The 25,408-nt window shown below is 63.3% G+C and carries 23 protein-coding genes; 12 read left to right on the top strand and 11 right to left on the bottom strand.

All coding sequences use genetic code 11. The annotated features are described in order from the left end of the window. Nucleotides 1–65: 65 nt before the first annotated feature. Nucleotides 66–2,081, bottom strand: a complete 2,016-nt coding sequence (locus tag ACX80C_RS13390; RefSeq protein ID WP_459326949.1) for a right-handed parallel beta-helix repeat-containing protein — start codon at nt 2,079–2,081, stop codon at nt 66–68. A gap of 184 nt (nt 2,082–2,265) precedes the next feature. Next, a complete protein-coding gene (locus ACX80C_RS13385; protein WP_459326948.1) occupies nt 2,266–2,796 on the bottom strand; it encodes a P-loop NTPase family protein in 531 nt (176 codons plus the stop codon). A 132-nt stretch (nt 2,797–2,928) separates the two neighbouring features. Between ACX80C_RS13385 and ACX80C_RS13380 the strand changes: the two genes are divergently transcribed. The 3 genes from ACX80C_RS13380 to ACX80C_RS13370 all read left to right on the top strand — a co-directional run bounded on the left by ACX80C_RS13380 (nt 2,929) and on the right by ACX80C_RS13370 (nt 7,157). Further along, the gene (locus ACX80C_RS13380) at nt 2,929–4,611 is read left to right on the top strand and encodes an ABC-F family ATP-binding cassette domain-containing protein (protein ID WP_459326947.1); all 1,683 of its coding nucleotides are present in this window, start codon (nt 2,929–2,931) and stop codon (nt 4,609–4,611) included. A gap of 124 nt (nt 4,612–4,735) precedes the next feature. Next, a complete protein-coding gene (locus tag ACX80C_RS13375) occupies nt 4,736–5,911 on the top strand; it encodes an MFS transporter (RefSeq protein ID WP_459327014.1) in 1,176 nt (391 codons plus the stop codon). Between the two features lie 67 nt (nt 5,912–5,978). Then, a complete protein-coding gene (locus tag ACX80C_RS13370) occupies nt 5,979–7,157 on the top strand; it encodes a polysaccharide pyruvyl transferase family protein (protein ID WP_459326946.1) in 1,179 nt (392 codons plus the stop codon). On the opposite strand, the gene ACX80C_RS13365 is transcribed toward ACX80C_RS13370, so the two are convergent. Continuing rightward, a complete protein-coding gene (locus tag ACX80C_RS13365; protein ID WP_459326945.1) occupies nt 7,158–7,544 on the bottom strand; it encodes a hypothetical protein in 387 nt (128 codons plus the stop codon). 197 nt (nt 7,545–7,741) lie between these two features. Here ACX80C_RS13365 and ACX80C_RS13360 point away from each other — a divergent pair, with 197 nt between their 5' ends. Further along, nucleotides 7,742–8,338 carry a hypothetical protein gene (locus ACX80C_RS13360; protein ID WP_459326944.1) on the top strand — a complete coding sequence of 199 codons (597 nt, stop codon included), beginning with the start codon at nt 7,742–7,744 and terminating at the stop codon, nt 8,336–8,338. Between the two features lie 15 nt (nt 8,339–8,353). Here ACX80C_RS13360 and ACX80C_RS13355 read toward each other — a convergent pair whose 3' ends face one another. From ACX80C_RS13355 to ACX80C_RS13330, 6 genes are read right to left on the bottom strand one after another with little or no spacing between them, the layout of a single operon-like run. Then, entirely contained in the window at nt 8,354–9,157 is an 804-nt protein-coding gene (locus ACX80C_RS13355; RefSeq protein ID WP_459326943.1) for an HpcH/HpaI aldolase family protein, read from the bottom strand. Continuing rightward, complete coding sequence (gene hpaH / locus ACX80C_RS13350) at nt 9,142–9,927, bottom strand: 2-oxo-hept-4-ene-1,7-dioate hydratase (RefSeq protein WP_459326942.1); 786 nt, start codon at nt 9,925–9,927, stop codon at nt 9,142–9,144. Before hpaH ends, ACX80C_RS13355 begins: the two co-directional genes overlap by 16 nt. Nucleotides 9,928–9,929: 2 nt before the next feature. Then, the gene (hpaD, locus tag ACX80C_RS13345) at nt 9,930–11,003 is read right to left on the bottom strand and encodes a 3,4-dihydroxyphenylacetate 2,3-dioxygenase (RefSeq protein WP_459326941.1); all 1,074 of its coding nucleotides are present in this window, start codon (nt 11,001–11,003) and stop codon (nt 9,930–9,932) included. Nucleotides 11,004–11,042: 39 nt separating this feature from the next. Continuing rightward, a complete protein-coding gene (hpaE, locus tag ACX80C_RS13340) occupies nt 11,043–12,584 on the bottom strand; it encodes a 5-carboxymethyl-2-hydroxymuconate semialdehyde dehydrogenase (RefSeq protein ID WP_459326940.1) in 1,542 nt (513 codons plus the stop codon). A gap of 16 nt (nt 12,585–12,600) precedes the next feature. Continuing rightward, nucleotides 12,601–13,290 carry a GntR family transcriptional regulator gene (locus ACX80C_RS13335; RefSeq protein ID WP_459326939.1) on the bottom strand — a complete coding sequence of 230 codons (690 nt, stop codon included), beginning with the start codon at nt 13,288–13,290 and terminating at the stop codon, nt 12,601–12,603. Next, nucleotides 13,283–14,794, bottom strand: coding sequence for a fumarylacetoacetate hydrolase family protein (locus ACX80C_RS13330; RefSeq protein WP_459326938.1), 1,512 nt, complete (start codon nt 14,792–14,794; stop codon nt 13,283–13,285). The genes ACX80C_RS13335 and ACX80C_RS13330 overlap by 8 nt, the downstream gene beginning before the upstream one ends. Before the next feature lie 207 nt (nt 14,795–15,001). Here ACX80C_RS13330 and ACX80C_RS13325 point away from each other — a divergent pair, with 207 nt between their 5' ends. Next, entirely contained in the window at nt 15,002–16,885 is a 1,884-nt protein-coding gene (locus tag ACX80C_RS13325) for an FAD-binding monooxygenase (protein ID WP_459326937.1), read from the top strand. On the opposite strand, the gene ACX80C_RS13320 is transcribed toward ACX80C_RS13325, so the two are convergent. Then, nucleotides 16,882–17,658 (bottom strand): hypothetical protein, encoded by a 777-nt coding sequence (locus tag ACX80C_RS13320; RefSeq protein WP_459326936.1) that lies wholly within the window; start codon nt 17,656–17,658, stop codon nt 16,882–16,884. The genes ACX80C_RS13325 and ACX80C_RS13320 overlap by 4 nt on opposite strands. After that, on the bottom strand, nt 17,651–18,016 hold the full coding sequence (locus ACX80C_RS13315; RefSeq protein ID WP_459326935.1) for a PadR family transcriptional regulator: 366 nt from the start codon (nt 18,014–18,016) through the stop codon (nt 17,651–17,653). Before ACX80C_RS13315 ends, ACX80C_RS13320 begins: the two co-directional genes overlap by 8 nt. A 270-nt stretch (nt 18,017–18,286) precedes the next feature. On the opposite strand from ACX80C_RS13315, the gene ACX80C_RS13310 reads away from it, so the two are divergent. From ACX80C_RS13310 to ACX80C_RS13280, 7 genes are all read left to right on the top strand, one after another. Further along, nucleotides 18,287–19,270: an ATP-binding cassette domain-containing protein gene (locus tag ACX80C_RS13310; RefSeq protein WP_459326934.1), complete on the top strand. Its 984-nt coding sequence runs from the start codon at nt 18,287–18,289 to the stop codon at nt 19,268–19,270. Nucleotides 19,271–19,314: 44 nt separating this feature from the next. Continuing rightward, the gene (locus tag ACX80C_RS13305; RefSeq protein ID WP_459327013.1) at nt 19,315–20,115 is read left to right on the top strand and encodes an ABC transporter permease; all 801 of its coding nucleotides are present in this window, start codon (nt 19,315–19,317) and stop codon (nt 20,113–20,115) included. 119 nt (nt 20,116–20,234) lie between these two features. Further along, nucleotides 20,235–21,407: a YncE family protein gene (locus tag ACX80C_RS13300; protein WP_459326933.1), complete on the top strand. Its 1,173-nt coding sequence runs from the start codon at nt 20,235–20,237 to the stop codon at nt 21,405–21,407. Nucleotides 21,408–21,612: 205 nt separating this feature from the next. Next, entirely contained in the window at nt 21,613–22,560 is a 948-nt protein-coding gene (locus tag ACX80C_RS13295; protein WP_167995426.1) for an ABC transporter ATP-binding protein, read from the top strand. Nucleotides 22,561–22,562: 2 nt separating this feature from the next. After that, nucleotides 22,563–23,441, top strand: coding sequence for an ABC transporter permease (locus ACX80C_RS13290; RefSeq protein WP_459326932.1), 879 nt, complete (start codon nt 22,563–22,565; stop codon nt 23,439–23,441). Between the two features lie 25 nt (nt 23,442–23,466). Next, nucleotides 23,467–24,717: a sensor histidine kinase gene (locus ACX80C_RS13285; protein WP_459326931.1), complete on the top strand. Its 1,251-nt coding sequence runs from the start codon at nt 23,467–23,469 to the stop codon at nt 24,715–24,717. Further along, entirely contained in the window at nt 24,714–25,397 is a 684-nt protein-coding gene (locus ACX80C_RS13280) for a response regulator (protein ID WP_459326930.1), read from the top strand. The genes ACX80C_RS13285 and ACX80C_RS13280 overlap by 4 nt, the downstream gene beginning before the upstream one ends. Nucleotides 25,398–25,408 lie beyond the last annotated feature (11 nt).

Here is a 25,408-nt window from a genome sequence, read left to right as displayed (position 1 = left end):
CTGTCAAGACACTGCGGCCCCGGTGGTACAAACCACTGGGGCCGCAGCGTTTCAGGAGGTAGCGTCTAGCGACGCGCACCCGCCTCGGTCATCACCTGCTTGGCTCCTGCAGGCCACTCTTCGCGGGGGACACCGTTGAGTTCAACATTGTCCGTCCAGTAGGTGCGGTACTCGGGGAACCGTACGTACCGCTCGCGGCCGCCGGTCCACCAGTTGCTGGTGAACTGCAGATCGAGCGTGTTGAAAATGTACGGTCCGTTCGTGTCGGCATTCACGTAGATGTACCGGCTGCTGTCGAGGATAACGTTCTCACGCACCTTGATGTATCGGGACGCCTGGTCGATGAGCATGCCGAATGTCTCACGCGAGTCGTAGATGTAGTTCCGCTCGATCACCGTGCCTGGGCTCGCCGACAGCGTGTAGATGCTGCCGCCGTCGTGCATTTCGTTCTTCGTGTCATAGATCAGGTTGTAGGCCACGTGATTGTCACGGAAAGTGGTCGGCGTTTCGTAGACGGGCTGGTAGTTATGCAGGCCCGCATCCTTGTAGTATTGGTTGCTGCCCGGGTCGTTGGCACCCCAGCCCCAGCCGATGTCGATGCCGTCATACGGCAGGTCCGTCAGCGTGTTGTGCGAGATTTCCGCACCGCTGACGTACGTCGAGAGGATGCCTGCGCTGTCGCGGTAGCTCTGGCCGATCCGGGTGATCGTGTTGTCGACGATGGTGATGTCCTTAACGGTCATGCGCGGATCGCTCGGATGGTGCGAATCGGGCTGGATACCGCCGACGACGACGCCGGAGCCGGCCAGGTCGCTGAAGGTGTTGCCGAGGATGTCGATGTTGGAAGCACCGTAGCCGACGCCCGTCTGATGGGCGTTCGAGTCCATGCCGACGCCGAGGCCCACCGAGCCGAGCTGGTCGAACAGGTTGCCGTCGAAGGTGATGTTGGAAGCGGCGGAGACCTGCACCGCTGCCGGAATCTGCCACCATTCATTGCGGGTTTCCTCGAACTCGACGCAACCGTCCTGACAGGTCTCGAGGTAGTTTGCCGGCGGGCTGTATTTGCCGACGATGTGCGCCCCGCTTTGCTGGTCCGCGTAACCATATTCGGAGCTCGGCCGCATCCACGTGGTGTGTGAGAACTGGATGCCCTTGAAGGAAAGTCCTTCAACTGGGTTGTCGTACGTCCCGCCGATTTCCACCAGCGTTTCCAGTTTTGGCAGGCGTACGTCGACGCCGTCCATGGTGGCTCCCGCTTCGGCCATGTAGTAGACCTTGCCGCCCGGTGTGTCGAGGTACCACTCGTCGGGGTTCTCGAAGAAGTCGTAGCTGTTCGCGAGGTAAAGCGCGCCACGGTTGTACGGCGACTTCAGGGTGTCGTACCCGAAGTTGTTGTTCTCCCAGGCAGGCTGCACCATGTTGATCTTGTTGCCGACGATCGATTCCACCGGCGAGATACGGTCGGTGAACGAGCCCATGCTCACAATCTCGAGGTCGGAGTGGTTCTCAAGCCCGCCCAGGTCGCCAAACCGGTCGTCATTCAGGGTCAGGCCCTCTTCAGTCCACGTGAGATGCGCGCGGCCCCTCTTGTCTTTGCCCAGCAGCAGCTGTGTGCGGTCGGCGGGCTGGCCGTCAACGTACAATTGGCGTGATTCCGTGCCGGGTTCGACGTCGGCAACCCAGATATTCTTCGCGGCGTCGTGCAGGGTCCACCCGGTCAGCTGCTCGCCGCCGGAAAGCACGGCTTGCTCGCCCGGTGCGCTGGTCCACGTGACGGTGTGCCCGTTCGCGCCACCGTCTTTCGGACCGAACCGCAGCGGCTCGTCCAGTTCGTACGTGCCGCCGTCGAGCACTACCCGTACGTCCTGCTTCTTGCCCTTGTTCTGTACCACTTTCTGTGCGGCGTGCAGTGACGGCAGGACGATGTCGCCCTTCGGTGCTCCAGCCTTTCCGCCGGGTGCGACGACGACAGTCAGCTCGCCTTTCGGCGCTGCCGCTACCGGCGCGACCGCAGCCACGCTGCCAGCCAGAGCCAGCGCCAGAGCACTGGCAATACTCGCTGTTCGATATGGAGTAGACATCTTCATTGATTCCTCTCATACATATGTCGAATGACATAATACGAATTAAAAAGTACGTGGGCATGTGAGCTACGTCAACGGTGTAGCGGAACATGAAGTTGGATACGCGTAGATTCGAGAGGGAGCTTTACGGAAACCCTCGTCCGAGCACGCCACCTCGACAAGAGCAAGTTGAACTACGCGGTTACCGCTCGAAGGATCGTAGCCACTGCTCCAACTGCGACGGGTTCGTGAAATGTAGAACGGGCAGGCCCGCCTCCTGATACGCGCGGATTCGCGCTTTCTTGCTTTCGAAGGACTTGAAGTGCCAGCGGATAATTGAATCGCGGGCCACTGCGCGGCCGAAAGTCTCCGTGTTCCCGTTGCAGACGCGCTCGCGCAGCACCATACGGCGCATAGTCCTTCGCAGCAACCGGGCAAGCGACACCCATCGAGGGTAGTCGAGCGCAATTATTGCCTCCGCGCGGGGAATGAGACGGTCAGACCACCTGCCATAGAAGCTGTCGAAAACCCATTCATCGCGGGAGGCGATCTCCTCCACTATCCGGTTCTGCTCAGCGAGGTTCCGCTCAACCCAGCCGGGTAGCCAGCCGATGTCGGAATCCACTTCCACGAGGGGCAATCCTGTTGCCGCCGCATAGCTCTGTGCCGCGGTCGACTTCCCCGATCCGGTGACGCCGAAAAACACTACGCGCCGGGGGCTGGAGGGAATCACGCCTCCATCCTTCCATGGTCCCGTCGAGCGGCCGGGAATAACGTCCCAAGGTCCGGACCGACGCTATTAGTGGCCACTCGGTGCAAGCCGGGTGCGTTTCGCAACGCAAGACGCGGGTGAAACACTTGAACAGTGGCACACCTTGACGTTTCCAACATCGATTACTTCCTCTCCGACGGGCGGCAGCTGCTCAACGGCGTCACCTTCAAGGTTGGCGAGGGTCACAAGACTGCATTGATCGGCCCCAACGGGACCGGCAAGACCACACTGCTGAGGATCGTCGCCGGCGACATCACCGCCGATGAGGGTGCCATAACCCGTTCCGGACCCATGGGCATCATGCGCCAGTTCGTCGGTCAGGTCCGCGACGAAAGCACCGTCCGCGACCTCCTGGTTTCCGCAGCTCCGCCGGCGCTCGCCGCTGCAGCGAAGCGGATCGACGACGCCGAACTTGCCATGATGGAGCACGACGACGAGCCCACCCAGATGCGCTACGCCCAGGCCATCGCCGACTGGGGAGATGCCGGCGGTTACGAGCTCGAAACCACGTGGGACGAAGTCACCATGGCTGCGCTCGGCGTCCCGTATGACCGCGCGCAATATCGGGCAGCGTCGTCGTTATCAGGCGGTGAGCAGAAGCGGTTGGTGCTGGAGGCATTGTTCTCGGGTCCGGACGAGCTGCTGCTCCTCGACGAGCCGGACAACTACCTCGACGTTCCCGGCAAGCGCTGGCTGGAAGCGAAGTTGAACGAATCACCGAAGTCCGTGCTGTTCGTCAGCCACGACCGGGAACTGCTCGCCAACGCCGCAACGCGTATTGTCACGCTCGAGCCGGGAGCGCTCGGCGCGTCCAGTTGGGTGCACGGCGGCGGTTTCAGCACCTACCTGCAGGCGCGGACGGACCGCAACGAGCGCTTCGAGGAGCTGCGGCGACGCTGGGATGAGGAGCACATCAAGCTCAAGGAGCTGGTGAACATGTACAAGAACAAGGCTGCGTTCCGCTCCGACATGGCCAACCGGTACCACGCAGCCCAGACCCGCCTCGCCAAGTTCCTGGAAGCAGGACCGCCGGAAGCCATTCCGATTGAGCAGAACGTGAACATGCGCCTCAAGGGCGGCCGGACCGCCAAACGTGCAGTAGTCGCGCAGAAGCTGGAGCTGACCGGGCTCATGAAGCCGTTCAGCACTGAGATCTGGTTCGGGGACCGTGTTGGCGTGCTGGGCTCGAACGGGTCGGGGAAGTCGCATTTCCTTCGGCTGCTCGCAGCCGGCGGCACAGACCCGGAGAAGGAACACGAGCCCGTGTCCGAGGTGACCATCGAGCCCGTGCCGCACACCGGCGTCGTGAAGTTGGGCGCCCGGATCCGGCCTGGGTTTTTCGCGCAGACCCATGTGCGGCCCGACCTGCTGGGGCGTACGCTGCTCGATATCCTGCACCGCGGCGACGACCACCGGTCCGGGCTGGGGCGCGAGGCGGCGTCGGGTGTCCTTGACCGCTACGGGCTGGCCGGGCAATCCGAGCAGTTCTACGACTCGCTCTCCGGCGGACAACAGGCACGGCTGCAGATCCTGCTCCTCGAACTCTCCGGCGCCACGCTGCTGCTGCTCGACGAGCCGACCGACAACCTCGACCTCCACTCCGCCGAAGCACTGGAACGCGCCATCGACGCTTTCGAGGGAACGGTGCTCGCCGTGACCCACGACCGCTGGTTCGCGCGCAGCTTCGACCGGTTCCTCGTGTTCGGCGAGGACGGGAAGGTCTATGAGTCCGAGGCGCCCGTCTGGGATGAGGGCCGGGTGCAGCGGGCGCGCTGAGTTTTCCGCGGGGTAGTTCCCGCGGAGTAGTACCTGTCATCTCCATCACACTCCGCTGCACCTGTAGACCGTATCGATTCAATGCGCATACGGTTTACAGGTGCAGAGCAAAGTCAATCCGGCCATGTGGGCCACATTTGGAATCTTCGGGCTCAATGGCCTCGTCTTCGCCAGCTGGGCGGCGAGGATCCCGTCCGCGTCCGACGCCCTCGGCCTCAGCGACGGCCAGACCGGCGCGCTTCTGCTCGTCGCCGCAATCGGCTCCCTGATCTCGCTGCCGCTCGCGGGCGGTATCGCCGCACGGATCGGAACCGCGAATACCGTCAGGGTTGGCGGCATCGCGGCCACCGTTGCGGCATTGACCATTGCCGGCGGCCTGATCCTGGCATCCGTTCCGCTTTCGGCTGTTGGGCTCTTCATCTTCGGTCTCGGGATTGGCCTGTGGGATGTGGCGCAGAACCTCGAGGGTGCCGATGTCGAACGCCGCCTCATGCGCACCATCATGCCGAAGTTTCACGCCGCCTTCAGCGGGGGTGCGTTCATCGGAGCGATGGCCGGCGCTGGCCTCGCGGCGCTCGGGGTGGAACTTTCCACCCATCTGATCGGCGTAGCGGTCCTGGTCCTCGTAGTGGCGATGTGGATTCCGCGCTACTTCCTCCCCGAGCACGCCCACGCCGAAAAGCACGACGACGACGCCGTCCCGCGCAGCAGGTTCGCCGCCTGGAAGGAGCCGCGTACGCTCCTGATCGGCCTGGTGGTCCTGGGCGCCGCGCTGACCGAAGGCGCAGCGAATGACTGGGTGGCCAAGGCCAGCGTGGACGGACTCGGAACGTCAGAGGCTGTCGGCGCACTCATGTTCGGGATCTTCGTGGCTTCGATGACACTCTTCAGGTTCGTCGGCGGCGGGCTGATCGACCGGTACGGCCGCGTACGGGTGCTCCAGTTCAGTCTGGCGGCGTCCCTGGTTGGGCTGGTGCTGTTCGTCCTCGCACCGAACGTCTACCTCGCCGGAGTAGGTGCCGTGCTGTGGGGGACAGGAGCCGCCCTCGGATTCCCGATGGGCATGTCCGCCGCGGCTGATGACCCCCGTCACGCAGCAGCCCGGGTTTCCGTTGTATCGACCGTCGGCTACATGGCGTTCCTCGCGGGTCCACCGCTCCTGGGCTTCCTCGGTGACCAGGTGGGAATCCGCAACGCACTGCTCGCGGTCGGCGTTGCCGTGCTCGCTTCATTCCTCGTGGCGCCGGCCGCGGCAGAGCGGCCAACCCAAGCGCCGGAGCGGTCGCGCGCGGAGTCCTGATGCCGTCGTCGTAATCGGTTTGTGACCGATGTAACACCTACTGTCCGGCAGGGTAGGATTTTCCCTTGTGAAACCGTCCCTCGTGTACCTGATTTCCTGTGCCGGCCACCCAAATTTCGGTGATGAAATGATCGCTGCGGGCTGGCTGCGCCTCCTGGCGGAGCGATACCCGGAGACGGACGTCTGGCTTGATTGCCCGAATCCGGGGACGGCGGAGCTTCTGTTCGAGGGCATCCACCCGCGCGTCCATTTCACGAATACGCTCTGGCGGCTCTGCTGGGACGCCCATACGCAGACCCCCGACGATATTGCCGGCTACGTCTCGGGGAAGGTGCGCAACTTCGGGTCGCCCTTCGTTGATCTGGGAATTGAGAAACTGCGCCAGGCTGACAGTCTGCACCTGCTCGGGGGCGGCTATCTCAACGCGATCTGGCCCGCGAACGCCGGGTTGATCGCCGCGATGACCACAGCGCAGGAGCTCACCGGCTGCAAGCTGTTCGGCACGGGCCTCAGCCTCGTTCCGCTCAATGAGGATGCGGCGCACTTCGACTGTGCGTTCGGGAAGTTCGACTACGTCAGTGTCCGTGACGCGCCGAGCGCTGAGCGTTACGGCATCCGGCAGGGGCTCGACGACGCGTTCCTCAGCATCGAGCACGAGGTCGAACGAGGGCTTGCCCGAAACGACGACGCCGACCTCGTGGTCTGCCTCCAGCCCGACCAGACCACGCCCGAGGAGTTTGAGGCCGCCGTGCGAACCGCTCGCCCGGTTGTGCAGGCGGCGATCGAGGACGGGCAGGTGGTCAAGTATGTTGAGGGAATCCCGGGCACCGATCATGCCGGTTTCGACTCACTCAAGGACCTGATCCCGGTGGAGAACTTCATTCCGTTCTCATCCGTGTGGAAGGACGGACTGCCGCTACGGGAGGATCAGACCTGGGTAACCACTCGCTTCCATCTACACTTCGCCGCAGCTGCCTCGGGTGCGCGCGGTATGGCGATCGGCGTGAAGGAGAACTACTACGACATCAAGCACGGAACGCTGCTGGAACTCGGCACGGGCTGGGCGTACGGCACCCACACATCGCCGCCCGAGGAGCCGACGGGCAGCACGGCGTTCCGGAACGGCCTACGCGCACGGGTTGCCGAGAAGCGGGTCGAAGCGGACAAGCTCTACCCGGTGATTTCAGCGCCGGAGGACATCCAGCAGGAGCCGAAGCCCCGCTGGTTGGAGCGCTTACGCCGCTAGTTACTCCCGCGTGCGGTTTCGATCCTGCTCCGTGGTGTCTACATTCGGATCCAGTTCATCAGCCCGCCGCGACTGCTCCTGCGTCTCTTGCCGGAGCCCCTGGGCGTCGGATTGCCGGTGCTCGGCTTCCTTGCGCAACCGTTCGGCGTCGACCTCGGCCTGCTCGGCGTCGGCCGCAGCGCGGTTGGCGCGCACCTCCCTCTCGCGCGCTTCCAGGTCTTTGGCCTGTGCGTCTTCGCGGATTTCGTTGGCATGATCGTGGTCTTGCCTACGCTTCTCCTGCACGTGCGCCTGTTGGCGTTTTCGTCCGAGGAACACAACCAATCCGATGATGAGCAGCAGGATGACGATCCCGATGATGATCCAGGTCCACGTCATTGCGTCCATTGCCTTCGCCTTTCATGTTGGCGGCTCGCACCTGCGCTTTGTTGGCGGCTTGTGCCGAGCCGTGATGCGGCGCCCGGATGGACGTCGTGTAGCTACTCTCGACCTGTACCTGAGGGTCGTCAAGGAGTTGCGTTGTATCGGGCGGCGTTATGCATAGGCTCGAAGAAGACACCAGCCCTCTTGAAGGAGAACATTCCATGGAACCAGCGCAGTCGATCGAACGCTTTGCCGTAGCGCAGAAGATCACCATGATGGTGAACCGGTACGAGATCCGTGCCGTGGATGCTGCCGGCAAGCCGGGGGAGCTGATGGCTTTTGCGCAGCAGAAGCGCATGGCGTTCAAGGAAGAGGTCAGGTTCTTCGCGGATGAGTCGAAGAGCGTGCAGCTGTTTTCCTTCAGGGCGCGTCAGCGACTCGACCTCGGCGCGACTTACGACGTTCTGGACGCCCAAGGTCAGGTGATCGGGAGCTTCCAGAAGAAGTTCGGCGCTTCCCTGTTCCGGTCAACGTGGAAACTTGGCCTGCCCGGACAGTTCGAGGCGGTTGGCAGTGAGCGGAGCCAGGGCGTCGCCATCGCCCGCAGGCTCTGGGAAATGCTCCCGTTCCTGGAGGCAATCCCCTCGCCGTTCCGCTTCCACTTCGACTTCACTGACCCGGCGGGGAACGTCGTGATGACCTCCGAGCGCGGGCGCTCCCTTCGCGACCGCTACGACATCACGGTTCCCGGCGCCCGGATCGACTGGCGGGTTGCCGCTGCGATGGCCGTGGCGCTGGATGCGCTGCAGTCCCGCTAGTCGTCACGCCGCGCGTCAGTAGCTGGCAGGAGCTCCGTCGTCGTTCTTATGTATGTACTGTGCTGCGAGGGCTTCCGAGCCCCTCGCCAGCAGCGCGACATCCGCCCCCACCAGAATGAAGTCCGCGCCCTGATCCAGGTAATGCTGTGCAGTGTCGGGATTGAAGGCGTTTACGCCGGCCGGCTTCTGCGCGCTTTTCGCCGCTGTGAGGCAGTGCTCGACGGCGGCACGCACCTTGGGGTGTTCCTGCTGTCCCAGCACTCCCATGGAGGCCGCGAGATCGGCGGGTCCGAGGAAGATGGCGTCCACACCGTCCACCTTCAGGATGTCCTCCACCGCAGCGACTGCAGCCGCGGATTCGATCTGCACTGTCACGCTGATGGTTTGCGCGGCTCGGGCCAGGTAATCCGGCACACGGTTCCAACGGGCGGCCCGTGCCAGTGCCGAACCGACTCCGCGCACACCCTGCGGCGGGTAGCGGGTGGCCGCCACGGCAGCTTCGGCCTCAGCGACGGAATGCACCATGGGGATCAGCAGGTTCTGCACGCCGAGGTCGAGGTATTGCTTGATCAGCACGGTGTCATTGACGGGCGGACGGACCATCGTCTGGACGGGGTAGCCGTGGATCGCCTGCAGTTGGGCGAGCACTGATTCGAGCCCGTTCGGGCTGTGCTCAGCGTCCACCAGGAGCCAGTCCAGGCCGGAGCCGGCGCAGAGCTCCGCGATCAGCGGGCTTCCCGAGCACACCCACATTCCTGCGAGCGGCCGGTTGGCCTCCGCCAGTGCGTCACGGAAGGTGGCCTCTAGTGGAAGTGGCATGTGACTGCTCCCAACGGTCCGTAGTCAGCGTGGATGGTGTCGCCCGCATGCACCCAGAGGGGCCGCGTGAAGGAACCGGCGAGGATGATGTCGCCCGCTTTCATCCCGTCACCGTGGGCAGCGATCTTGTTGGCGAGCCAGTGCACGCCGTTGGCCGGGTGGTTAAGGACGCCGGCTGCAACACCGGTTTCCTCCACAATCTGGTTCTTGTAAAGGATGGCTGACACCCAGCGGAGGTCGACGGCGTCGGGCTTCACCGGCCGTCCGCCCACCACCATGGCGCCCATGGCGGCGTTGTCGGCGATGGTGTCCACGATGGTCCTGCCCTCCATCTCGATCCGGGAATCGAGGATTTCAAGGGCAGGGACAACGTAGTCCGTGGCGTTGAGTACGTCGAAGATGGTGCAGCCGGGCCCCTTGAGTGCGTCCTTGAGGACGAAGGCAAGCTCCACCTCCACGCGCGGATGGGTGTATTTTTCCCACTCCACGGAACAGCCGGTTTCCAGCACCATGTCGTCGAAGATGGCACCGTAGTCGGGCTCAGTGATGCCGGTTGCCGCCTGCATGGCCTTCGACGTCAGTCCGATCTTGCGGCCGACAAGGGTTCGTCCGGCTTCCTCATTGCGGTGCCGCCACAATTGCTGGACCGCGTAGGAGTCCTCCACCGTCATGTCCGGGTAGCGGGCGGTCAGTCGCGGCACAGGGGTGCGGGTCCTCCCGGCGTTCACGAGTTCGTCCGCGATGGCCTCAATGGTCTGGGGATCCAGCATGGCTACAGCTGCGATCCGAGCTTGAAGCCCATTTCCTCGCCGGGCTCACGCGTGTAGGAGAACCCGTCCGCGCCGATGGTGACAGCCATTTCACTCTTTTCCTCGCGTTCGATGACGGGCTGCGGGTTGCCGTCCAGGTCCAGCACCAGCGAGGCCTCCGTGTACCAGGACGGTACAACGGGGTTGCCCCACCAGTCGCGGCGCTGGTTGTCGTGGACATCCCAGGTGACCGTAGGGTTGTCCGGGTCGCCTGTGTAGTAGTCCTGGGTGTAGATCTCGATGCGGTGATCGTCCGGGTCAAGGATGTAGAGGTAGAAGGCGTTGGAGACGCCGTGCCGCCCCGGCCCGCGCTCAATCCTGTCGCTGATGCGCAGCGCGCCCATCTTGTCGCAGATCTGGATGATGTTGTGCTTCTCGTGGGTGGCGAAGGCAACGTGGTGCATGCGAGGGCCTTTGCCGCCGGTCAGAGCGGTGTCGTGAACTGTCTGCTTGCGGTGCATCCACGCGGCGTACGTGACGCCGTCGGAATCCTTGATGTCCTCGGAGACGCGGAAGCCAAGGTCCTCCAGGTACTTCCGGCCGCGCGGAACATCGGGGGTGACCTGGTTGAAGTGATCCAGCCGGACCAGTTCACCTGCGGAGTAGAGGTCGTAGCGCTGGGTGAGGCGCTCGACGTGCTCCACCTCGTAGAAGAACTCGTACGGGAAGCCGAGCGGATCCTCCACCCGGACCGAGTCGCCGATTCCCTTGGTGAACCCGTCCTTCCGGCGCTCGGTCCGGCATCCCAGCTCCTGGTAGTACGCCTCGGCGGCGTCGACTTCCTCGGGGCTGCGGACCCGGTACGCGAAAGCAGCGACGGCGGCAACCGGCCCCTTGCGGAGCACCAGGTTGTGGTGGATGAACTCTTCGAGGGGACGCAGGTAAATGGTGCTCTCGTCCTCCTCGGTGACGTGCAGGCCGAGGACGTCGACGTAGAACTCCCGCGACTTCGCCAGATCGGTGACAACAAGCTCCATGTACGCGCAGCGGACAATGTCCGGCGCCGGGGCCGAGGGGGTTGGTACGAAGTTGGTCATGAAACTCTCTCTTCTTTGAGTGGTGTTGAGGGGGAGGGATCAGCCTTCAGTGCCGGCGGCGTCGTCAACGCTGCCGAACTTCGGCGTGTGCACGGCACCGAGCGTGATGTGCACCGCCTGCTGGTCCGTGTAGAAGTCAATGGAGCGGTAACCGCCCTCGTGGCCCAGGCCGGATGCTTTCACTCCGCCGAACGGGGTGCGTAGATCGCGGACGTTGTGGCTGTTCAACCAGACCATCCCGGCCTCGACGTTCTGGGAGAAGTTGTGGGCACGGGTCAGGTTCTGCGTCCAGATGTAGGCGGCCAGTCCGTACTTCGTGTTGTTCGCCAGGGCCAGAGCCTCGTCGTCGTTATCAAACGGCGTGATAGCTACAACGGGCCCGAAGATCTCCTCCTGGAAGATCCGTGCCTCCGGTGCTACGTCGGCAAACACCGTCGGTGCGATGTAGTTGCCTTCAGGGAGGTGCTCGGGACGGCCGCCCCCGGCGAGCAGGCGGCCCTCGGACTTCCCGATCTCCACATAGGAGGCCACCTTCTCGTAATGCTCGGGGTGAACCAGTGCACCGACCTGCGTTTTGGGATCATGTGGGTCGCCGACGACGATGGTCTTCGCCCGGGCCGCGTACCGCTCGCAGAACTCGCTGTAGATGGCCCGCTCAACGAGGATGCGTGAGCCTGCTGTGCAGCGCTCGCCGTTGAGCGAGAAAACGCCGAACAGAGCTGAGTCAAGAGCGGCGTCGAGATCAGCGTCAGCAAAGACCACGCATGGCGACTTTCCGCCGAGTTCCATCGAAAGACCTTTGAGATTCTCGGCGGCGTTGCGGAAGATGAGCTGCCCGGTGGTGGTTTCGCCCGTGAAGGAGATCAGCGGCACGTCAGGATGCTTGACCAGGGCGTCCCCGGCCTCTTCCCCGAGGCCGTTCACCAGGTTGAAGACGCCGTCGGGGAGGCCCGCATCCTTGAAGATCTGCGCCCACAGTGACGCCGAGAGCGGCGTGAATTCGGCTGGTTTGAGGACCACGGTGTTGCCGGTGGCCAGCGCCGGCGCCAGTTTCCAGGATTCCAGCATGAACGGGGTATTCCACGGGGTGATAAGGCCCGCAACGCCGATCGGCTTCCGGTTGACGTAGTTGATCTGCGAGCCCGGGACCTTCATGGCGTCGTCGAACTGGGCAACGATCAGGTCCGCGAAGAAGCGGAAGTTCTCGGCAGCACGGCGGGCCTGTCCTTTCGCCTGCGTGATGGGCAGCCCCGTATCGAACGTCTCAAGTTCGGCCAGGCGTTCTTCCTGGGCTTCGACCGCGTCAGCTATCCGGTTCAGGACGCGCGCCCGCTCACGGGGCTTCATCCTTGGCCATGGACCGTTGGCGAAAGCTTCGCGGGCAGCCGCCACAGCGCGGTCAATGTCCTCTTTCTGGCCGGCCGCAGCGGTGGCGTAGTTGCCGTTGGACACCGGGTCAAGGACGTCGAAGGTCCTGCCGCTGATTGAATCGACAAATTGCCCGTCGATGTAGTGCTGGATATGTGTCGGCAGATCCTCGGGAACGTAATGGGTGCTGGTTGCAGGGGATGTGTTCGTCATCGTCTCTTCCTGACTGCTATTTATTGGTGGTTGGAGCCTGCGCGAGGTAGGCCTCAAGGGTGGCCGCGCGATGCCGTCTGGCCGCGTGTTCGATGGCGTCGGCGTCGGCACTTGATTCGATGAGGTGAAGGAGCAGCTCGTGTTCGAGCACTGATTCCTGGGCGCGGCCGGGCACAAAACGAAACGTCGATGACCGCAGCGCGGCCAGCCGGTTCCAGCCGCGATGCACAAGGTCGAGGATGTGCGGATTGGGGCAGTGCTCAAACAGGATGCCGTGGAAGTCCTGGTTCAGCGCAGTGAAACGGTCCGGGTTGAAGTGCTCGAGGCACTCCCGCATCTCCTCGTTGACGGCACGCGCACGCCCGATCGCCACCGAATCGATCAGCGGCGCGGACAGGGCAGTGGCGGCACCCTCCACTATGCTCAGCGTCTGCATGGTGTAGAGGTATTCGGTGGGATCGATTCCCGAAACTGTGGCGCCGACATTCCGTTCGAAGGTCACCAGCCCTTCGGCTTCCAACCTGCGGATCGCCTCACGTACGGGGACAACGCTGACCCCGAGACTATGGGCAATCCTTGCGAGCACCAGCCGATAGCCCGGTGAGTAGGTGCCATTGACTATCCGCGCCTTGACGGCGGCATAGGCCTGCTCGGATTTGCTGCCCGGCTTCGCTTCTTCGTGTACGACGACGGCGGCTTCAGTCACCGATTTTCCCTTCCGCAGGTTTCAATTGCGTCGAAGCCCACTCCTGGTATCTGGCCTTCCACTCAGCGTCCATCGGGAACAGCCCGTCCACGCTGTGGCCTTGCTTGACCATTTCGAAGATGTACGTCTCCTCGCTCTCCTGCTGGATGCAGTCATCGGCGAGTTCCTCGGCCAGGGCCGGCGGGATCACCAGGATCCCGTCGGAATCGGCAACGATGATGTCTCCGGGCTGAACGGTTGCTCCACCGCATGCAATCGTGATGTCGGTGTCCCAGGGAACGTGCTTGCGGCCCAGCACCGCTGGATGCGGGTTGGAGAAGTAGGTTGGCATCTCGAGTTCAGCGACGGCCGAGAAGTCGCGGACGCCGCCGTCGGTGATGATGGCTGCCGCACCGCGCACCTGTGCGCGTAGAGCCAGGACGTCACCCACTGTGCCCGTGCCTTTTTCTCCGCGTGCCTCCATGACGATGATCTCGCCGTCGTTCACTGAATCGATCGCGCGCTTCTGGGCGTTGAAGCCCCCGCCGTGGGATTTGAACAGGTCCTCGCGGTTGGGCACGAAGCGGAGGGTGCGCGCGGTTCCCACTACGCGGCTTCCAGGGCGGGTGCTCTGCAGGCCGTCGATGCTCACGTTATTCAGTCCGCGTTTGCGCAGTTGCGAAGAGAGGGTGGCGGTGGCGACGCTTTCGAGCTTCATCTTCAGCTCCGGCGTCAGGACTTTCGCGGCTGGTTCCAACCCCGCGGCAACGCGTGAGCCGTAGGCCTCTTCCCGCTGGGTGTCATCTGTCCTGGGAAGCGCGCCGAAGTCCGCGAACGGGGCCGTACCTTCGGTGATCTTCGTGGTCAGCCTTCCGCTGCTCAGGTCTCCGGCGCTGACTTCCACCGCGACCACGTCTCCGGGTTCCGCAACGGAGGCGCCGGCAGGCGTACCCGTGAGGATGATGTCTCCCTCTTCGAGCGTCAGCAGCTGGGAGAGGTCCGCAATCAGCCGGTTGAACGGGAACAGAAGATGTTCGGTTGTGTCGTCCTGCACCAGATCGCTGTTGTGCCATGTGCGGATGCGGAGGTTGGCAGGATTTACGCCGGCTGCGGGGATAAGGGCAGGACCAACCGGTGTGAAGCCGTCGCCCCCCTTGGAGCGCAGGTTGGAGCCTTTGTCCGCGTAGCGCAGGTCATAAACGCCGAGGTCGTTGCTTGCGGTCACCCACCGGACGTGGCTCCAAGCGTCCTCGAGGCTCGTTCGCCGTGCCGGCTTGCCGATGATGAGCGCGATTTCGCCCTCATAGCCGAGGAGCTCACAGCCGGCCGGGCGCTCGACCATGCCTGGATTCGAAGGGGAACCAAGTGCCAACGACGACGGCGGCTTGAGGAAGTAGGAGGGCTGGCCTGGTGTGCGTCCCCGCTGGGCCGCCCGGCTGGGGTAATTGATGTGGACGGCGATGACCTTGCGGGTCCGGGCCAGCAGATCGTCGTTGAGGTCCTGTTGCTGGGACTCCGGGGTCACAGCGCCTCCTTCTATTCGAATGCGGTATCGTACTCAATCAGGTACGAAATCATATACGAAGTTTGCCGGAGCGTCAGGCAGGCGTCAACCCGTCCTTGTGGTCCAGCTCATAGTTGTCCTACAGTATCTGCGAAAGCAATGGCTCGACTATTGAACGCATTGTTCAAATAACGAACTCTGGTCCACGAAGAAGTGAGGAAGAAGCCCGTGCAGTTTCATCACCACGGTTACGTATCCGGTGACCCGCGAGTTGAACCGGCGGCAGGCGTCGGGCTGAACCAACCGAAGGATCTCCCGGATGAGGTCGATGTGCTCGTTGTCGGAAGCGGCCCCGCAGGCATGCTCGCGGCGGCGCAGCTCTCACAATTCCCCGGGGTCACCACGCGGATCGTGGAACGGCGTGGCGGGAGGCTGGCAATCGGCCAGGCGGACGGCATCCAGGCTCGAAGCGTCGAGACCTTCCAGGCGTTCGGTTTCGCCGAGCGCATCACCGCCGAGGCGTACCGGATCACGGAGATGGCGTTCTGGAAGCCGGACCGCGCTGACCCCTCACGTATCGTGCGGACTGCCCGCACGGAGGACGACCCTACGGGGATCAGTGAATTCCCCCACCTCATCGTCAATCAGGCGCGCGTGCTCGACTACTTCGCGGAGTTCATGGCCAACTCGCCCGCGCGCATGGAGCCGGATTACGGGCTGGAATTCCGCAGCCTTGAGGTCACGGGAGAGGGTGAGTACCCGGTCACCGTGACCCTGGGACACACCACGGGCCCCAATGAAGGTGAGGAGCGGACGGTCCGCGCCAAGTACGTCGTCGGTGCTGATGGAGCGCGCAGCAAGGTCCGCGAGGCGATCGGCTGCACGATGGCGGGCGATAAGGCGAACCACGCGTGGGGAGTCATGGACGTCCTCGCAGTCACGGACTTCCCCGACATCCGCCTCAAGTGCGCCATCCAGTCCGTCTCCGGCGGCAGCATCCTCCTCATTCCGCGTGAGGGCGGGCACCTGTTCCGGATGTATGTGGACCTTGGAGAGGTGCGCCCGGATGACGCCGGAGCCGTCCGGCGCACCACCATCGAGGAGATCATCCAGAAGGCCAACGCGATCCTGCATCCCTATACCCTGGACGTCCGCAGCGTCGCCTGGCACAGCGTGTACGAGGTAGGTCACCGGCTGACTGACCGGTTCGACGACGTGATCCTGGCCGAGCTCGGTACCCGGACTCCGCGTGTCTTCATCACCGGCGACGCCTGCCATACCCACAGCGCGAAGGCGGGCCAGGGCATGAATGTCTCGATGCAGGACGGCTTCAACATCGGCTGGAAGCTGGGGCACGTGCTGGAGGGCCGCAGCCCCGAATCCTTGTTGGCCACGTATTCAGCGGAGCGGCAGGTAGTTGCGAAGAACCTGATCGACTTCGATAAGCAGTGGTCCACGCTGATGGCCAAGCGGCCCGAGGAGTTTGAGAATCCCTCCGAGTTGGAGGACTTCTACGTACGCACCGCAGAGTTCCCGGCCGGTTTCATGACCGAGTACGCACCTTCAATTGTGGTCGCTGAGGCTGAGCACCAGGACCTGGCTACCGGCTTCACCATCGGGAAGCGCTTCAAGTCGGCTCCCGTTGTGCGTGTCTGCGACACCAATCCTGTTCACCTGGGCCATCAGGCCAAGGCGGATGGCCGCTGGCGCATCTACGTCTTCGCTGACGAAGCGCTTCCGGGAACCCCGTCGCCGGTTGAGGACTTCGCGGCGTGGATCGCGACTGCACCGGACTCACCGCTGACTGCCACGCCCGAGGGGGCGGATCGTGACGCCTGGTTCGACGTCAGGGTCATCTACCAACAGGATCACCCGAGCATCGACATCAACGCTGTCCCGGAAGTCTTCAAACCGCAGGTCGGCCCGTTCAGGCTCAACTATCTGGAGAAGGTGTTCGGTGTTGACCCGGCTGAAGACATCTTCGAGCTGCGCGGCATCAGCCGCAATGGCGCCGTCGTCGTCGTTCGTCCTGACCAGTACGTGGCCAATGTGCTCTCGTTGACGGCGACCAACGAGTTGGCTGCCTTTTTCGAACCGCTGCTGGTCCGCTAGGCGGGCAGGAGAGCGAGGGCTGCAAACACGGCCGTGTAGATGGGGATGATCCAGAACACGGCGGAGGACGCCAGGCGGGATCGCAGGGGTTTCCGCTTGGTGGTTCGCTTCAGGGGTGACGTGACGGGGTCTTCGGCTCCGCCGCGCTTTCTCCTCATATCGGAGAGTTGCCACGCGACCCCGAAAAGAAGGACGGTCGTCCCCGCCGCAAACGTGGGCCGCGCCGGGAACTGCGCGAGCGTGACGTCGTCGAGCGAGACAAGCGCAACGAGCATGGCCACCAAAAGCATGGAATGAACGACGACGGCGGCGATGGGCCTCCTGACGAAGGCCCGGAGCAGCCACTCGAGTTGCGTGGTGAGAAGTATCAGCGCTCCGAGCACAAGGGCGACGACAACGGCCTCGCCCAACGAGAAGAGCACCGGCCCGCCGCTATTGATTGAACGAAGCCCGTCCAGAAGGGCGGCCGAGCCGGCAAGCTGCACGGCAAGAGGTGCAGCGGCGCGGAACGCACCCGTTGACAGATCCGGTGGCAGCTTCAAGGAGCGTGCGTACTCAACAGGGTCACCGAAGGCATCGTCCGCGTTCTGACCGCTTTCCGCGCAGTGGGAGTTCACCTCCGAGAGAGCGTCACCGATCCGCTTGCCGCTCACCCCGGCCAGCCGGAGTTCAAGGATCAGTTTCTCGGCCCACTCCTCTTCCACCGCTGGAGCAAGCTCGCGCTCGAGCGCATAACGATGTCGATGAATCGCTTTCATTGGTGACCTACCCATGCTGATTCCCCCTGTTTTCGTTCTGTGTTGAATTGAGGAGCGCGGACACAGCGTTTGAGAAGCGTTTCCAGTCTTCGGTGCTTGAATTGGCCTGCTCCCGACCTGTGGCGGTGAGGGAGTAGTACTTCCGGCCCGGTCCGCCTTCACCGGCCCGCCATTCGATGGAGACCAGCCCGTCCTTCTCCAACCTCCCAAGCAGGGGGTAGAGGGTTCCGCCCTTGATCTTTCCCAGTCCTGCAGCGGTGAGGCGTTGACTGATGACGTATCCGTATGTCGTCTCGCCGACGAGGATGTTGAGGACGCACGGCATGAGCACGCCCCGGAGCCATTCGCCCGGCCACTCACTCTCGTTCACCACCCGTATATCGTTACACTAACTAGATAGACATGCAACCTACGTGGTTCACGCGGATCGTTGCCTTACAGGCGCCGAATGTCTACAGTGTGAACATCTGTTTGAATGCATTCCCGCAATCAAAGCCTGAGTGCCCAGTTCCACAACTGATTGAGAAATCCCAACTAGTTGGTTATGCTGCTGAAGGCCGTTCGAGATTGGGCTCCGCTCATGCGGACCGAATCTGTCCGCAATGCTCTTAATCCCACGACTGTAGAAACCTAGGGTTGACCCATGACAATCATCCAGGCCGAGGGTCTGACGAAGACGTATAAATCGAAGAGCGGTCCCGTGCATGCGCTGGCGGGTCTGAACCTTTCGGTTCCGCAGGGAACCGTGAAGGCATTGCTTGGGCCGAATGGCGCGGGCAAGACGACGGCAGTAAAAGTTCTCACCACCCTGATCAAGCCGGACGAGGGTTTCGCACACATCGATGGGATCGACGTCGTCCGCAATCCGAAGGCTGCCCGACGCATCATTGGGGCGTCCGGCCAGTACGCCGCGGTGGATGAAAACCTGACGGGGTTCGAGAACCTAGAGATGGTCGGCAGGCTCTACCACCTGGGAGCCAGGACCGCTCGCAAGCGGGCACAGGAGCTGATCGACCAGTTTGAGCTGACCGAAGCGGGCAACCGCCCGGTCAAGGGGTTTTCCGGCGGCATGCGCCGTCGAATCGACCTCGCCGGTGCTTTGGTGATCAATCCCAAGATCCTCTTCCTTGACGAACCCACCACTGGATTGGACCCGCGGAGCAGGCTCGCACTCTGGGAAATCATCAACAACCTGGTGAAGGAGGGCACAACGCTGCTGCTCACCACCCAGTACCTTGAGGAAGCAGACCACCTGTCTGACGACATTGCTGTGATCGACGGCGGCAAGGTCATCGCGGAAGGCACCTCGGACCAGTTGAAGGCGCAGATCGGCGGCCACCGTGTGGTTGTCACGCTTGTCAACGAGTCCGACGCCGGCTCCGCACGTGAGATTCTGGGCCGCCACGGCGACGGCGAGCCCATCGTGAACGACCGCACCGTTGAGGTGTCCGTGATTGAGGGACCACGCGCACTGCAGTATGTGCTCGCGGATCTGGGCCAGGCGGGCATTGAGCTACACGACGCCGGGATGCGGCGGCCCAGCCTCGATGATGTCTTCCTGAAACTCACAGGGCATCGGGCTGAAGAGGAAGTCCCCGAAAACGCAGAGATGGAGAAAGCACAGTGAGCGTCCTTACTCAGGGAGTCCGATCGGGCATCGAACCGGCCCGCATGAGTGCAGGCGCCATGTGGTTGTCTGACGGATGGACGGTAACCAAACGAAATCTCATCAAGATCAAACGATCCCCGGACATGCTGATTTTCGCAGTTCTGCAACCCATCATGTTCGTACTGCTGTTCAGCCAGATCTACGGCGGATCAATCGCGGTCGAGGGCACTGATTACACGCAGTACCTGATGGCAGGCATTTTCGCCCAGACCGTAGTCTTCGGTTCAACTTTCTCCGGGGCCTCGATGGCACAGGACCTGAAGCTCGGGATCGTTGACCGCTTCAGGACACTGCCGATGAGCTCCTCAGCGGTCCTTATCGGTCGAACAGTGAGTGATCTGGTTCTGAACGCCATCTCGATGCTCATCATGATCGGCACAGGTTTCCTTGTTGGGTGGAGGGTCAACACCTCGGTTCCGGAGTTCCTTGCCGGGGTTGGCCTGCTCCTGCTCTTCTCCTTCGCTTTCAGTTGGGTAATGGCGCTGCTCGGGATGATGGTGAAGTCAGCTGAGACGATCAACAATGCCTCATTTATGATCCTCTTCCCGTTGACGTTCATCTCGAATGCCTTTGTGCAGCCCCAGAACCTTCCGGCTCCGCTCGAGACCTTCGCCAATTGGAACCCGGTATCTGCCCTCGTGCAGGCGGCCCGTGAGCTATTCGGAAACGTTGGTACGGCACCCGTGCCTGACGCCTGGCCAATGCAGAATGCCATCCCGACGGTACTGATAGGCGCTGTACTGATGCTCGCCATCTTTGTGCCGCTAGCCGTGAAGAAGTACAAGTCCATCAGTTCACGCTGACTCTCCGCAGCACGGATACTTCGAGCGGGCGCTCAGAACCCTTTTCGCAAGAAAAGTGGTTCTTGGCGCCCGCTCGACGCGCTTCCCGGACTAGGCGACGCGCAGGTGACAATGGATGCATGCTCCGCCGCGTCGTCGTCGTACTCTGCCTGCTCCTGATGAGCGCGTGTACCAGAGCGCCCGCCGAAGCGCCGTCCGAATCTCCTGAGTCGGACGAACCGTCGATATCGGTCGAAGTTTCCAGGCCGCCGCTGACGGAGCCTCCGGTTTCCGTGTCGACGCCGGACGTTGCCAAGCCGCCAGCCGCTGAGCCGGACCTTGTCCTCGCCACCGATGCCTCAGGCGACAGCCTCCTGGTTGTTGATCCCGCCGATCGGGAGAACCCGGTCCAGGACACCATCCCGGTCGGTGCTGCACCGTGGGATGTGTACGTGGCGGCTGGGCAGGCGTTTGTCTCCACAGCGGAAGGCGTCGCCGTCGTCGATCTCGACCGGCGAGCACGGACCGCTTTGATCCCTTATGCGCATCAACCCGCCCCGGTCGAGTTCGGGGAGTACCGGCCCGGTGGCACCGGAATCGTGGCCAGCGATGACGGCAGCACCGTGTATGTCGCCGTCGTCGTCGCGGGCGGTACGTCGGTGCTGGAGAAGATCGACGTCGCGGCCGGACAGTCAATCGGAAGCGTCGAGGTGGGCCTGCGCCCCTTCGACATCCTCCTCTCGGATGACGGCTCGGAGGTCTATACGATCGATCACGATTCGTTCTCGGTTCACATCGTCGACGCCGGGACGCTCGCTGCCCGACAGATCGAAGTCGCCCCTTTCGGCACCGAAGACGGCCTGGCCTCGTGGGAGAAGCTTCACTACGGCGCGATCGACGACGACGGCAACCTCCTCCTGCCCTACCAGGGGCTGGCGCTCGCCGTCGTCGATCCGGCAACCGGCACTGTTGCTGTGGAGGAAATGACCGCGAACTCGCACCAGCACGGCGCGGCCTATATCGAGGGGAAACTGCTGGGTATAGGCACGGGCGCGTTCGGAAACGCGACAGGGGAACCGAACCTGACTATCCGCGACCTGGCTACGGACCAGGAGGAAATTGTGCCGCTGGGCCGCCTCCATGAAACGGTGCTTCCGTGGACGGATGCCGCCGGCACACAGTATGCACTGCTCTCCGGTGGCTATACCCGGGAAGGATTCTGGCCGGGCATCACGGCGGTCAACCTCGAAACGCTTGAGCAGTACGAACTCGACATCCCAGGTCGCCCGCAGTCCCTGGCCGCAATTCCCTGAGCAACATCGAGCGGGCAGAAATAACCGGATTCCGCGGGGGAACCCGTCATCAGCGCCCACTCGATGACGTTCGAGGTTCGCGGGGATCATCCTTTCGACGTACCGGCGGCCAGAGCAAGATCATCCCTCTGGGCGGCGTCGCGGTGCACACGGATAAGTAGGGTGGAAGTATTCCAAGAAACCCCTCTTCCCAAGGATGCCCACAATGATTGAGGCAGCAGAGCTGGCCAAACGCTACGGCTCCAAGACGGCCGTAGATCGCATTTCCTTCACCGTGAAGCCCGGCCAGGTGACCGGCTTCCTCGGTCCCAACGGGGCCGGTAAGTCCACCACCATGCGCATGATCGTGGGGCTGGACCGTCCTTCAGGCGGTGATGTACGCGTCAACGGCAAACACTACGCACAGCACGCGGCACCGTTGCGTGAAGTAGGCGCCCTGCTCGACGCAAAAGCCGTCCACACCAAGCGCAGCGCCTACAACCACCTTCGCGCGATGGCCGCGACCCACGGCATTCCCAACAGCCGGGTCAAGGAAGTCATCGACATGACCGGCCTTGGCCCTGTCGCCAAGAAGCGCGTCGGTGGTTTCTCCCTGGGTATGGGCCAGCGCCTCGGCATTGCCGCCGCGCTGCTCGGTGACCCGCACACCGTCATCCTCGACGAGCCGGTCAACGGTCTCGACCCCGAGGGCGTCCAATGGGTCCGCCACCTTGTCAAAGGGTTGGCATCCGAGGGCCGCACGGTCTTCCTGTCCTCCCACCTCATGTCGGAGATGGCGCTCACTGCGGACCACCTGATCGTGATCGGGCGCGGCAGGATCATCGCCGACGCACCGATCAGCGAAATCATCGCGGGTCAGGGTCAGTCGCGCACCAGGGTCCGCACCGAGAATCCGGGTGAGCTGGTCAGGGCTTTGGCTGCAGACGGCGTCACCACCCAGCAGCTCGAGCCTGAACTCCTCGAAATCACCGGTGCCGACACGCGCCGGATCGCGCAGGCGGCCCTCGCCAATCAGGTGCTCGTCTACGAACTCACGCCGCTGCAGGCGTCCCTTGAAGAGGCCTACATGCAGCTCACCGGCGATGCAGTTGAGTACCACTCACATGATCTTCCGCAGGCCCCCGCCGGAGCCGGCGCCCAGGGAGGAAAGTAACCATGGCACATACAGCTACTGCGACGGCTCCACAGAGCCCGATCGCCCGCCGCACCACCACAGGATCGGGAGTGAGCTTCGGGCGAGTCCTGAAGTCCGAGTGGATCAAGGTCACCACGGTCCCCTCCACAGTAATTCTGCTGGCAATCACATTGATAGTCATGGTTGGTTTCGCAGCGCTTTTCGCCTGGCAGACCACTGTGCTCCTCGATTTCCAGGCCGACCCGGAGATGGCCGCCCAGATGCAAGGCGCTCCAGATGCCACGTCCATTGTTTCCACCATCCCGGGCTCCGGCGTCGTATTCGGGCAGCTCCTTATCGGCTCCCTCGCGGTGGTCCTGATCGCTTCCGAGTGGGGAACGGGCATGATCCGGTCCACAATGGTCGCCGTCCCGAAGCGCGTTCCGGCGCTGCTTGCCAAGCAGCTTGTCTTCGCGCTGATCGCCTTCGTTCTCGGAGCGGGATCCGCCTTCCTCGGCTACCTTGTGTCGCAGCCGATCCTGACGCCGTCCGAACTCAACTTCAGCCTCGGTACCGACGGTGTCCTGCTGCACATCATCAACACCGGCTCGGTTCTGGCGCTGGTCGCTGTCATGGCGATGTCCATCGGAACGCTCCTGCGCAACACGGCGGGCGGCGTGGTCACCACGATCGGCTTGCTGTTCGTTGTGCCGATCCTCGTGATGACGCTTCTTGCCGGCATCGCCGACTGGATTCCCGACGCCGCCCGGTTCCTTCCTGATGCGGGTGCCGCCCAGATGGTGGCCATCGACATCGCCGACGGCGCCCTCAACCAGTGGCAGGGCGCGCTGGTCCTCGGCGGCTGGGCCCTGGGTCTCCTGTTGATCTCCCTCCTGGTCACGAAGAAGCGCGACGTCTAGGCACCGCGCACAATAAGCTCACTCCATGAGTGAAAAGACCTCGGTGAAGGGGACGGCGGAACGAACGGCTGCCGTCTCCTTCACCGAGATTAACGCACGACGGCTCGGCCCCATCCGCCGGTTCTTCCGGAACCATCCGCGGGTGATGGACGCCGTCGTCGTACTGCTCTTTCTGCTTGCGAGCGTTCCGAATGTGTTCTTCGCCGCAGAGGTATCCACGGGTTGGTGGAGCGTGGCGCCGCTCGGCGTGGCGGCCGTCATCCTGGCTTTCAGGCGCAGCCGACCGCTGATCGTGCTCGCGCTGCTGTGTGCTGTGGAACCCTTTGCGCTACTGCTGTCGGAGGCGCGTTCCAGCGTTGGCATCGCCATCTGGTTCGCCCTGTATGTGGTTGCCGTTTCGCACAAGATCCGCGTTGCGATCGCCGCGCTCATCGGTGCCCTTGTTATCTCGATCGCGCCCCTGTGGTTCACGCCGAACATGATGCCGGACGAATTTCCCTTCCTGATCTGGGTTGTCATGGGCTTCATCGTCATGTGGTACGCCGTCGCGATGGGTGCCGGCATGACCGTCCGGCGCGAGCGCAAGCACGAGAACGAACTCCGCGACTGGGCGGACCGCAACGCGGAGCTGGCGTCCGCGAACGAACGCAACCGTATTGCACGCGAGATGCACGACGTCGTCGCTCACTCGCTCTCAGTGATGGTGGCGCTCTCGGATGGCGCCGCCGTCGTCATGAAGCGCGACCAGGACCGTGCGCGCCAGGTTCTCACCGAACTCTCCGCCACCGGCCGGACAGCGCTCGCAGACATGCGCAGGGTCCTGGGCGTCCTGCGGGAAGCGCCCGACGCCGCACCGCTGGCTCCGCTCCCGGCTACGGGATCGCTCGCCAGCCTCCTTGACGGCTTCCGCGCGGCGGGTCTGCCCATTCGGGTGCAGTTGAGTGGTCCAGGGCTGCCGGGGGATCCGGCCTTCGAACTGACTGTGTACCGCATCATTCAGGAGTCATTGACCAACGTCCTGCGGTATGGCAAGGCGGTAACCGCCGTTGATGTCGCGATCGCGCGGGTGGGAAGTACGGTGAAGGTCCGCGTGTCCGACGACGGACGCGGAGCCATGGAGCCCGCCGCCTCGATTGGAACGGGACAGGGGATCGCGGGCATGCGCGAACGTGCAGCGATTTACGGCGGTACCGTGAAGTGCGGACCTGGGCCATCCGGCGGCTGGGTAGTTAACGCGGCACTGGAGATACCCCAAGAGCAGGAGAAAACGGCGTGAGTGAACCGACCAAAGTCCTTCTCGTGGACGACCAGCCGCTTCTGCGCATGGGCTTCCGCCTGATCCTCGAAGGTGAGGAGGACATGCACATTGTCGGCGAGGCATCGGACGGCGCGGAGGGCGCCCGGCTCGTTGGCAGCCTGGCTCCCGACGTCGTCCTCATGGATGTCCGCATGCCGGTGATGGACGGCATCGAAGCGACCCGGCGCATCACGGCCTCCGGAGCCTGCGCCCGGATCATCATCCTCACCACGTTCGACCTCGACGAGTACGCGTTCGCAGGACTGCAGGCCGGCGCCTCGGCGTTCCTGCTCAAGGACGTGGCGCCGGAGGAACTGGTGCGTGCCGTGCGCGTGGTCGCGAGCGGTGACGCCGTCGTCGCTCCGCGGATCACCCAGCGCCTGCTCGAGACGTACGTGCGCTCCAAACCGGACGCGCCGAAGCCGGCCCGCGATCCGCTGCTCGAGGACCTGACGCCGAGGGAACTGGAAGTGCTGGAGGCTATCGCGGAGGGGCTCTCCAACGCGGAACTGGCCCACCGCTTCTTTCTGTCCGAAGCAACGGTCAAGACGCACGTCCGCCGCATTCTGACCAAACTTCACCTGCGCGACCGCGTTCAGGCCGTGGTGTACGCCTATGAGACCGGTCTGGTGACGCCAAGCCAGGGGCTGGATTTCTAGCGCTAGGGTGG

It is taken from the genome of Arthrobacter tecti, assembly GCF_054511355.1.
Note: the sequence above shows the minus strand (reverse complement) of the source record. Positions and strands in the feature narration are given on the sequence as shown.

Excerpts from the sequence above, each read along its gene's own strand:
- hpaH (WP_459326942.1), bottom strand. The coding sequence starts at position 9,927 with ATGCTGGATCCCCAGACCATTGAGGCCATCGCGGACGAACTCGTGAAC.
- hpaD (WP_459326941.1), bottom strand. The coding sequence starts at position 11,003 with ATGACCAACTTCGTACCAACCCCCTCGGCCCCGGCGCCGGACATTGTC.
- hpaE (WP_459326940.1), bottom strand. The coding sequence starts at position 12,584 with ATGACGAACACATCCCCTGCAACCAGCACCCATTACGTTCCCGAGGAT.
- ACX80C_RS13285 (WP_459326931.1), top strand. The coding sequence starts at position 23,467 with ATGAGTGAAAAGACCTCGGTGAAGGGGACGGCGGAACGAACGGCTGCC.
- ACX80C_RS13310 (WP_459326934.1), top strand. The coding sequence starts at position 18,287 with ATGACAATCATCCAGGCCGAGGGTCTGACGAAGACGTATAAATCGAAG.
- ACX80C_RS13290 (WP_459326932.1), top strand. The coding sequence starts at position 22,563 with ATGGCACATACAGCTACTGCGACGGCTCCACAGAGCCCGATCGCCCGC.
- ACX80C_RS13360 (WP_459326944.1), top strand. The coding sequence starts at position 7,742 with ATGGAACCAGCGCAGTCGATCGAACGCTTTGCCGTAGCGCAGAAGATC.
- ACX80C_RS13300 (WP_459326933.1), top strand. The coding sequence starts at position 20,235 with ATGCTCCGCCGCGTCGTCGTCGTACTCTGCCTGCTCCTGATGAGCGCG.
- ACX80C_RS13390 (WP_459326949.1), bottom strand. The coding sequence starts at position 2,081 with ATGTCTACTCCATATCGAACAGCGAGTATTGCCAGTGCTCTGGCGCTG.
- ACX80C_RS13375 (WP_459327014.1), top strand. The coding sequence starts at position 4,736 with ATGTGGGCCACATTTGGAATCTTCGGGCTCAATGGCCTCGTCTTCGCC.
- ACX80C_RS13295 (WP_167995426.1), top strand. The coding sequence starts at position 21,613 with ATGATTGAGGCAGCAGAGCTGGCCAAACGCTACGGCTCCAAGACGGCC.
- ACX80C_RS13305 (WP_459327013.1), top strand. The coding sequence starts at position 19,315 with ATGAGTGCAGGCGCCATGTGGTTGTCTGACGGATGGACGGTAACCAAA.
- ACX80C_RS13320 (WP_459326936.1), bottom strand. The coding sequence starts at position 17,658 with ATGGGTAGGTCACCAATGAAAGCGATTCATCGACATCGTTATGCGCTC.
- ACX80C_RS13355 (WP_459326943.1), bottom strand. The coding sequence starts at position 9,157 with ATGCCACTTCCACTAGAGGCCACCTTCCGTGACGCACTGGCGGAGGCC.
- ACX80C_RS13365 (WP_459326945.1), bottom strand. The coding sequence starts at position 7,544 with ATGGACGCAATGACGTGGACCTGGATCATCATCGGGATCGTCATCCTG.